Source organism: Actinopolyspora alba (genome assembly GCF_900112765.1).
GTDB lineage: Bacteria > Actinomycetota > Actinomycetes > Mycobacteriales > Pseudonocardiaceae > Actinopolyspora > Actinopolyspora alba.
The window spans coordinates 1-9,784 of sequence record NZ_FOMZ01000023.1; the positions used below are offsets into that span (position 1 = coordinate 1).

The following is a 9,784-nucleotide window of genomic DNA, read 5'->3' on the forward strand; positions in this document are numbered from 1 at the left end:
GTTCCGGTGGTCAGTAATGTCACCGGGCAACTGTTGACGGGTGAGGAGATGTGCTCGCCGGGGTATTGGGCGCGGCATGTGCGGCAGCCGGTGCGGTTCGCCGACGGTGTTGAGACGGCGTTGGCTGCTGGGGTGGATGTGTTCGTGGAGTGTGGTCCGGACAACACCGCCAGTGCGATGGCGGCCCAGTGCGTGCCGGATGACGTGGCGACCCGGTTGATTCCCGCCCTGCGTGCTGGGGGTGATTCGTCCGGCCAGTTGGGTGAGGCGGAATCCTTTGTGGCGGCGTTGGGCGCGTTGCACACGGCCGGGCATGCCCCGGATTGGGACGCGTTCTACCACGGCAGTGGGGCCAAACCCGTGCTGTTGCCGACGTATGCGTTCCAGCGGGAGCACTACTGGTTGAGTCCGCCCGAGGTGGTGGGGGCTGGTTCGGGTGTTGGTGATGTGTCGGGTGAGGTGTGTCGTTGGTCGTTGGGGGGAACGCGGCAGGTGCTTCCTGCTGGTGGGGCGGTGCATGCGTTGCGGGTGGGTCCTGGGGTGCAGGCGTATTTGGCGGATCATCGGGTGTTTGGTCGGGTGGTGGTGCCGGGGGCGTTTCATGTGTCGGTGTTGTTGGCGGTCGCGGCGAGTTGGTGGCCGGGCCGGTCGGTGGCGTTGGTGGATGTGCGGTTCGTGGCGGCGTTGGTGGTCGATGAGGCCGAGGCCGACTTGCCGGTGCAGGTGCATCTGGTGCCTGACGATGACGACACGGGCGAGTCCGAGATGCTGCGGGCGACGGTGGCCAGTTGGCAGCACGACCAGTGGACCGTGCACGCCCACGCCCACCTCACCCCCACCGACGAACGGAAAGCGAACTCCGCTCTTCCCCGATTACCGGAGACACTGACAGGACGGGGCCAGGATCCGGGCATGGACGAGGTGCTGGACGGGCTGGACGCGTTCGAGATCGAATGGGGACCACGCTGGCGGTGGCTTCGCGCGTTCGAGAGCGATGACGAGACGCGGCACGGGGTGTTCGAACCTCCCGAAGGCGTCGACACCACCGAAAGTCCCGTCCCCGCGGGGCTGCTCGACAACGCCTTCGGTGTGGCGATGTCCCTGTTGGACCGGATCGAGCGGGGAACTCCACAGCTGCCGTTCCTCATCGAGCGGCTCGACTGGACCGGCGAACCCACTCCGATCCGTAGCGCCACGAGCACCGGTCTTCGGACGCGGGATTCGACCACCCAGGCCGACGAGCTCGTCGCTCGCGATGCCTCCGGAAACGAGGTGCTCCACCTCCACGGCTACACCGCACACCACGCTCCGCCCGAGCGCTTCCTGAACGAGCACCCCTCGCGGGATTTGTTCCGCGTGGAGTTCCAGGCGTCTCCTGTCCCGTCGGAGGCGTCGCGGGGTCCGTCCACTGCCCCGCTCGTCCCGGTCGATGCCACCGAACCGGATCTCGCGGCGGCGGTCGAGTCGTGCCGGGCGGACGCGGACACCGACGGTCCTCCGAGGATCGTGGTTCACTGGCCCCGCCAGGAAGCGACGGCCGAGGAGGTGCACGCGACCACCCAGCGTGCTCTCGACTGGCTCCAGCGCTGGTTGGACACCGACTCACTCCGTGACGCAGTCGTGCTGTGGGTGACGCGCAACGCCTGCGTGGTCGACGAGGACGATCGTGCGGCGTCACCGGCGGCAGCGGCCCTGTGGGGCCTCGGCCGGACCGCGCAGTCGGAACACCCCGACCGATCCTTGGTACTGCTCGACGTGGACGAGACCGTCGACGACGAAGAGCTCGACCGGACACTCCGGACGCTACCGCCGGACGAGAGCCAGCTCGTCCTCCGCGACGGGGAACTGTCCACGCCCAGGCTCGTCGCCGTCGAGGAGAACGACAGCGTGGACATCCCCGCCGTGGATCCGGAGAGGACCGTGCTGGTCACCGGAGCCACGGGCGGGCTCGGTAGCTCGATCACTCACCACCTCGTCACCGAGCACGGTGTTCGCCACCTGCTGCTGCTGTCGCGCTCCGGTACCGAAGCGCCCGGCGCCGACGACCTCGTTCGCGAACTCCGGGACGCGGGTGCCGAAACCGTGACGGTACGCGGCTGCGATGTCTCGGTCCGCGCCGAACTCGACGAGGCGCTGGCCTCGATTCCGGACACCCGGCCGCTCGGGTCGGTCGTGCACGCGGCCGGTGTGGTGGACGACGGTCTGCTGGGTGATCTGACGGCCGAGCGCGTGGACGCGGTGCTGCGCGCGAAGGTGGACGCGGCGGTACACCTGCACGAGTCGACCGAGGGCATGGAGCTGCAAGCGTTCGTGCTGTTCTCCTCGGCAGCGGCGACGTTCGGAAGCGGCTCCCAAGGGCATTACGCCGCTGCCAACGCCGCGCTCGACGCGCTGGCGCTGCGGCGGAAAGGTCTGGGGCTCGTCGCCAGGAGCTTGGCGTGGGGGCCGTGGTCCGGTGCGGGGATGGCCGCGGATATGGACGAGGCGCTGCGGCGCCGGCTGCGGCGCGAGGGATTGCGGTTCATCGAGCCGGAGACCGGGATGCGGCTGTTCGACCTCGCCCTGGGCCGTCCCGAAGCCAACCTGGTGCCGGTGTCCCTCGACCGGGGCCTGCTGACGTCGGCGACGACGGTTCCCCCGGTACTCCGCTCCCTCGTCACCCGGCCGGCCGGGAGCGGGAAAGCCGAACAACCCGGAGCCGACGGTCCCGCCTCGGACCTGGCGGAGCGGCTCGCCCACACACCCGAAGCGGAACGAGAACGCGTCGTCCTCGACGCGGTACGCACGGAGGTGGCCGCGGTCCTCGGGCTGCCGCACGCCTCCTCGGTTCCCGACGCGCAACCCGTGCAGGAGCTCGGCCTCGACTCGCTGATGGCGCTGGAGGCGCGGAACCGCCTGTCCGCACTCGTCGGCGAGACGCTGCCCGCCGGTCTGCTGTTCGATCACCCCTCGCCGACCGCTCTCGCGCGGCACCTCGTCGAGCGCTTCGCCACCACCGCTCCGGAAGCACCGCGGGAGCTCGATGCCGCCGACCCCGTCGTCGCCGAGCCCGCGGCGGCGGACGAGCCGATCGCGATCGTGTCGATGGCGTGCCGCTATCCGGGCGAGGTGGACTCGCCGGAGGAGCTCTGGCGACTGCTGACCGACGGGGGCGACGCGATCACCGGGTTTCCCGACCGTCCCGGTTGGAACACCGAACGCCTCTACGACCCCGATCCCGACACACCGGGGCGCACGACGACGCGGGAGGGCGGTTTCCTGCACGACGCGGGCATGTTCGACCCCGAGTTCTTCGGGATCAGCCCCCGCGAGGCCGAACGTCTCGACCCGCAACAGCGCATCCTGCTCGAGACGTGCTGGGAAGCGCTCGAACGGGGCCGCATCCCCGCCTCCCGGCTCGAAGGGAGCTCGACCGGCACCTACATCGGCGTGATGTACGACGACTACTTCGGACGTCTCGGGCAGGACCTCGCGAACTTCGACGGGCACAACAGCGCTGCGGGCGGCGGCAGTCTGCTGTCCGGGCGCATCGCCTACACCCTCGGGCTCCAGGGACCCGCGATCTCCCTGGACACCGCGTGCAGCTCCTCGCTGGTGACGATGCACACGGCGATGCAGGCGCTGCGGCGCGGTGAGTGCGAGCTCGCCCTCGCCGGGGGTGTCACGGTGATGTCCACCCCGAGCATGTTCGTCGAGTTCAGCAGGCAGCGGGGCCTGGCACCGGACGGGCGGTGCAAGTCGTTCTCCCGGCACGCCGACGGGGTCGCCTGGTCCGAGGGCTGCGGTGTGCTGCTGCTGGAGCGGTTGTCCGATGCACGCCGGAACGGCCACGACGTGCTGGCGGTGCTGCGTTCGGGCGCGGTCAACCAGGACGGCCGCAGCCAGGGACTCACCGCCCCGAACGGTCCCTCGCAGGAACGGGTGATCCGTTCGGCCCTCGCCGCGGGCGACCTGGATCCGTCCGATGTCGACGCGGTGGAGACGCACGGCACCGGCACTACGCTCGGCGACCCGATCGAGGCGAACGCACTGGCCGCGACATACGGTCGGGCACGCACCGCCGAGACACCTCTCGCCCTGGGGGCGATCAAATCCAACCTGGGGCACACGCAGGCCGCGGCCGGAGTCGCCGGTGTGATCAAAATGGTCTCGGCGCTGCGGCACGAGCGGTTGCCCCGGACCCTGCACGCCGAGGAACCCACCGAGCACGTCGACTGGACAGCGGACCACCTGCGGCTGCTGGCGGAGCCGATGCCCTGGCCGCGACGCTCCGGGCACGTTCGCCGCGCGGGTGTGAGCTCGTTCGGGATCTCCGGGACGAACGCGCACGTCATCGTGGAGGAGGCGCCGGAGGACGACACCGGTCCCACCTCCCGCTCCGCCGATGACGGGAGCGGCTCTCCCGCCCCGGTCCCGCTGGTCGTGACCGGGCACAGTGACCAGGCGCTTCGGGCGAACGCGGCGCGGTTGGCCGAGCACGTCGACTCGTCCCGGGGAAGTCTCGCTCCGCTCGACATCGCCGCCGGTCTGGTGCGCACGCGCGATGCTTTCCAGCGGCGCGCGGTCGTGCCGGTATCGAGCAACGACGAGGCGGTCGAGGCGCTGCGCACCGTGGCCGATGGGGGACTCCCCTCGGGAGCCGTGCTGGCGACAGCCAGCGGCACCCGCCCGGTCTTCGTGTTCCCCGGTCAGGGGAGCCAGTACCCGGGGATGTGTCGTTCGCTGCTCGGGGACGAGACCTTCCGCGCGGCGCTCGCCGAGTGTGACGAGGCGCTGCGTCCCCACACCGGGTTCTCCGTGCTGGAACTCCTCGAAGCCGACGAGGAGTCGCAACGCGAGGCGATGAACCGGGTGACGGTGGTCCAGCCGTTGCTGTTCGCCGTGGCGGTCGCGCTCGGCAGGATCTGGGAACACGTGGGGATCGAACCTGCCGGAGTGGTCGGACACAGCCAGGGTGAGGTGGCGGCCGCGGTCGTCTCCGGCGCCCTCGGCCTCGAGGACGGTGCCCGCGTCGTCCACGTCCGCAGCAAGCTCGTCGAGGGCTTGGCCGGAGACAGCGGCATGGGAAGCGTCGGACTGCCGGTGGAGGAGGTACACCGACGGCTGCACCAGCGGGACGGTGCGCTGTCGGTGGCGGTCGTCAACAGCTCGGAGTCCACGGTGGTCGCCGGAGACCGGCAGGAACTGGAGGGCTTCCTCACCGACCTCGAAGCGGAAGGGGTGTACTGCCGCCGGATCGCGGTCGACTACGCCTCCCACTCACCGCAGGTCGACCCGATCCTCGACCCCATCCGGGAGGAACTCGCGGCGATCTCGCCGCGCACGGCACGCGTGCCGTTCCACTCGACGGTGCTCGGCCGACCACTCCAGGGCCCGGAGCTCGACGCGGACTACTGGGCCGACAACCTGCGTCGGCCGGTGCGGCTCGATCTGGCCCTGGAAGCCGCCGCGTCCGGTCCCGAGACGGTCTTCGTCGAGCTGAGCGCACACCCGCTGCTCGTCGCGCCGCTGCGGGGAGCGGGCCACGAGGCGGTCGTCGGTTCGCTGCACCGCGACGACGACGCGACCACTCGCTTCCGCCGCGCGGTGGCCGAGACCTTCGCCCACGGCTTGCCCGTCGACTGGGAGGCGGTTCTCGGCGGGTCGGCGGCACGATCGGTCGACCTGCCCACTTACGCCTTCCAACGGCAGCACTACTGGCTCCGCCTCGCCGCGACCGGCGGAGGCGATGCCGCCGCCTTCGGTCTGGACACGGGAGAGCACCCGTTCCTCGGTGGACGGACGGACCTTCCGGACGGGAGCGTGGTGTTCACCGGAAGCGTCGACACCGAGACGCACCCCTGGCTGACGGATCACCGGGTCTTCGACACGACCCTGCTGCCGGGCGCCGCGATCGTGGAGCTGGCGACGCACGCGGCACGGCACGTCGATCTGGACGGCGTCGTCGACACCGTCGTCGAAACACCGCTCGCACTCGAATCCGGATCACCGCGACGGGTCCAGCTCACCGTGAACGCGGCCGAAGCGGACGGAACCCGTTCCTACGTCCTCCGGAGCAGAGCCGCGGGCGCGTCCTCCGAGTCCGGTTCCGAGGCTCACTGGGTCCAGCACGCCTCCGGGGTGCTGGGGGAGGTGGCCTCGAAACCCGAGCGGCTCGAAACGTGGCCGCCCGCCGGTGCCGAACCGGTCGAGGTCGAGGCGCACTACGAGCGCCTCGACGGGAGCGGCCTGTCCTACGGTCCGGCCTTCCGGGGCTTGTGCGGAGTGTGGCAACGGGACGGCGTGGTCTTCGCGGAGGTGGACCCGCCGGACGGGGTGAGCCCGGAAACCGACTCCTTCGGGTTGCACCCGGCACTGTTCGACGCGGTGCTGCACGCGGTGGCCGAACCCGCACGCGACGGCGAAGGAGTCCCACTCCCCTTCGCCTGGCGGGACGTGCGACTGCACGCGGTCGGGGCGAGCGCACTCCGGGCCCGCATCGTGCCGTCGACGCCGAGTGACGAGGGCACTGACGAAACGACTCTCACGCTCTTCGATCCGGCCGGGGAACCCGTCGCTTCCGTGGGCGCCGTCTCGGGGAAACCCGCGACCGCGGGGGAGATCCGACACGCGCTGCGAGGCCCGACGACCGATCTGTACCGCACGGTCGCGTCCCCGCTGGTGGAACAGGAACACGGCGCGCCGGTCACCTACGTCGACATCGATCCGCGTGACCCGGAGCCGGAGCGCGTCGTGCGGGAGACCCGCACCGGTGCGGAAGCGGACCGCCCCACGCTCCTCGTCCGCTGGGACAACATCGCGACTTCCGGTGCGGCGAACACCGACGAGATCCACGACGCCGCGCATCGCGGGCTCACCTGGTTGCGGGACTGGTTGGCGGCCGATGCGCTCGCCGAAGCCAGAGTCGTCTGGCTCACGCGCCGTGCGGTGGCCCGCGACGATGCCGAAACCGCGAATCCGGGTGCGGCGGCGCTGTGGGGACTGGGGCGGAGTTTCCGGGAAGAGCACCCGGAGCGGTCCCTGGTGCACCTCGACGTCGACGACGTGCCCGGTGACGAGACGCTCTCCGCCGTGCTCGGTCGCCTGCCGAACGGCGAGAGCGAGTTCCTGCTCCGCGACGGTGAGCTCGCGACCCCGAGACTCGCCCCGGTCGAGCGGAGGGAGCCGGATGTGGACAACGGCGAGGATCCGCCCTCAGCCGTCGATCCGGAGGGGACGGTGCTCGTCACCGGCGGAACCGGCGGGCTGGCGCGGGTGACCTGCAGGCATCTCGTCACGCGGCACGGCGCTCGGTACCTGCTGTTGCTCTCGCGTTCGGGACCGGAAGCTCCGGATGCCGCTGTCTTCGCCGAGGAACTCGAAGCGCTGGGAGCCGAGCGGGTCACCGTCCGCTCCTGCGACGTCTCCGATCGTGGGCAGCTGGCCGCGGCCCTGTCCTCGATCGACGAGGCGCATCCACTGACTGCGGTGGTTCACACGGCAACCGTTCTGGACGACGGTCTGCTCTCCGATCTGACACCGGAGCGGGTCGACGCGGTGCTCCGCCCGAAGCTCGATGCGGCGGTGCACCTGCACGAGTTGACCGAGCACGCGGATCTGCGGGCGTTCGTGCTGTTCTCGTCGATGGCGGGCACCCTCGGCGCCGCCGCCCAGGCCAACTACGCGGCGGCGAACGCGGCCCTCGACGCCCTCGCCGCGCTGCGCGGGAATCGAGGTCTTCCCGCGACCAGCCTCGCCTGGGGCAGCTGGTCCGAAGTGGGCCTCGTCGCCGCCATGGACGAGTCCCTTCGACGTCGGATCCGGCGCTCCGGGTTCGTTCCCCTGGACCCGGAAACCGGGATGAAGCTGTTGGACGAGGCGCTCGCCCGGCCCGAGGCGTACCTCGCGCCGGTGCGGTTGGACCGTGCCGCACTGCGGCGAAACGCGAACACCGACCCGAGCGCGACTCCGCCGATGCTTCGCGGACTCGTCCGTCCGCCCGCCCGTCGTGCGTCGGCCATGTCGGCGGAGCGGTCGCGTTTCCTGGAGCGGCTCGGGTCACTGTCCGAGACCGAGCGCGAGAAGGCGGTGCTCGACGCGGTGCGCGGGGAGCTCGCCGCGGTGCTCGGGCTTTCCGGGACCGCCTCCGTCCCCGCCGACCGGCCGATCCAGGAGCTCGGCCTCGACTCGCTGATGGCGGTCGAGCTCCGCAACCGGTTGTCGGGTCTGATCGGGCAGCGCCTGCCCGCCACCCTGCTGTTCGACCGGCCGGTGCCGAGCGCGCTCGCCGGTTATCTCAGCTCACTCGTCGAGAAGCCACCGGCGGCTCCCACACCGATCGCCGAAGCGGTCGAGCTGCTCGAGCGGACCCCGCTCGCCGCTCTCGACGAGGACAGTTCGGTGGAACGCCTCCTCGAACTCGCCACGCGGCTGCGGTCGCGACGTGAGGGGAGCGCACCGGAAGCCCACGACCTGGAGGACGTGGCCGACGACGACCTCGACGACCTCCTCGACCAAGAGATCAGGAAGCTCGAATGAGCACGCCGAAGGACGAAAAACCGATGTCTTCAGAGACGGATCCGCAGGAAAGGGCGCGGCGTGCGGTCGCGGCGCTGCAGCAGGCCAACCAGAAGATCGTCGAACTCCGATCGCGTGCCAACGAGCCCATCGCCATCGTCTCGACCGCCGGACGCTATCCCGGGGGTGCGGACACACCGGAGGAGCTTTGGCGCCTCGTCGCGGAGGGACGTGACGCGGTCGGGGAGTTCCCGGAGAACCGGCCGGGATGGAGCATCGACGAGCTCTACGATCCCGATCCGGACGTTCCCGGACGTTCGCTCACCAAGGAGGGTGGCTTCCTCGACGACGTCGACCTGTTCGACCCGGCCTTCTTCGGGATCAGCCCCAAGGAGGCGGAACGGATCGATCCGCAGCAGCGAATCCTGCTGGAAACCTGCTGGGAACTGCTCGAACGGGCGCGCGTTCCCGCCGCTTCGTTGCGGGACAGTCCCACCGGCGTCTACGTCGGCGCGATGTACGACGACTACTTCTCCAGGCTCGGCCGCGACCTGACCAACTTCGACGGGCACAACGGCACCGCGGGCGGACACAGCATCCTGTCCGGCCGCGTCTCGTACACCCTGGGGCTGCGGGGTCCCGCGATCTCCGTGGACACGGCCTGCAGCTCCTCGCTGGTGACCATCCACATGGCGATGGAAGCACTCCGGAAAGGCGAGTGCGATCTCGCGCTCGCCGGGGGCGTCGCGGTGATGGCCACCCCGTTCGCGTTCGTCGAGTTCAGTAGGCAGCGGGGGCTCGCTCCGGACGGTCGTTGCAAGCCGTTCTCGGAACTGGCCGACGGGGCCGGTTGGTCCGAGGGTTGCGGCATGCTGCTGCTGGAGCGGTTGTCGGACGCGCGGGCCAACGGGCACGAGGTGCTGGCGGTGCTGCGGTCGGGTGCGGTCAATCAGGACGGCCGCAGTCAGGGGCTGACCGCTCCCAACGGACCCTCGCAGGAACGCGTCATCCGTGCCGCGCTCACGGCGGCCGAACTCGGTGCCGCCGACGTCGACGCGGTGGAGGCCCACGGCACCGGTACACCTCTCGGTGACCCGATCGAGGCCAACGCGCTGCGGGCGACCTACGGTCAGGCGCACACCGCGGAGCGCCCCCTCCTGGTCGGCTCGATCAAGTCCAACCTGGGACACACCCAGGCGGCGGCGGGTGTGGCCGGGGTGATCAAGATGGTGCAGGCGTTGCGGCACGAGGAGTTGCCTCGTTCGTTGTACGCCGAGTCGCCGAGTTC

Annotated in this window: 2 protein-coding genes; both read left to right on the top strand. The window is 70.6% G+C overall.

What is annotated here, in order from left to right:
- Positions 1 to 33 precede the first annotated feature (33 nt).
- Positions 34 to 8,517, top strand: coding sequence for a type I polyketide synthase (locus tag BM150_RS23300; protein WP_217641896.1), 8,484 nt, complete (start codon positions 34 to 36; stop codon positions 8,515 to 8,517).
- A 74-nt stretch (positions 8,518 to 8,591) separates the two neighbouring features.
- On the top strand, positions 8,592 to 9,784 hold a 1,193-nt coding region (locus BM150_RS23305; RefSeq protein ID WP_425427441.1), incomplete at its 3' end, for a beta-ketoacyl synthase N-terminal-like domain-containing protein.